Origin of the sequence: Pseudomonas sp. SIMBA_041, from assembly GCF_046535095.1 — a bacterium.
Classification (GTDB): Bacteria; Pseudomonadota; Gammaproteobacteria; order Pseudomonadales; family Pseudomonadaceae; genus Aquipseudomonas; species Aquipseudomonas mucoides.
Genome location: NZ_JAWRXJ010000519.1, coordinates 1 through 259, shown reverse-complemented (window position 1 = coordinate 259; position 259 = coordinate 1). Strand labels below are relative to the sequence as shown.

General features: G+C 60.2%; 1 pseudogene. It reads right to left on the bottom strand.

From position 1 onward, the window contains the following. A pseudogene (gene secD / locus SB725_RS32165) lies at positions 1–259 on the bottom strand (protein translocase subunit SecD); the annotation flags it as partial.

The following is a 259-nucleotide window of genomic DNA, read 5'->3' as shown; positions in this document are numbered from 1 at the left end:
CTACGATGCGATCGGAACCCTGACGCTGTACCGGCGGTTCGGCCACGCCCAGCTGGTTCACACGGTTACGCAGAATAGTAATGTTCTGCTGAACCGCATATTCACGCGCTTCGCTGAGACGAGCATCGCTCATGGTGGCACGCAGGGCATCGCTGCCGCTGCTGTTGATCACCAGATCCTGATGACGCGAGGTCAGCCAGGAGATCGCCGCATCGCGGCTGGCTGCGTCACGGAAACGAATTTCCACGCCGTAGTTCGC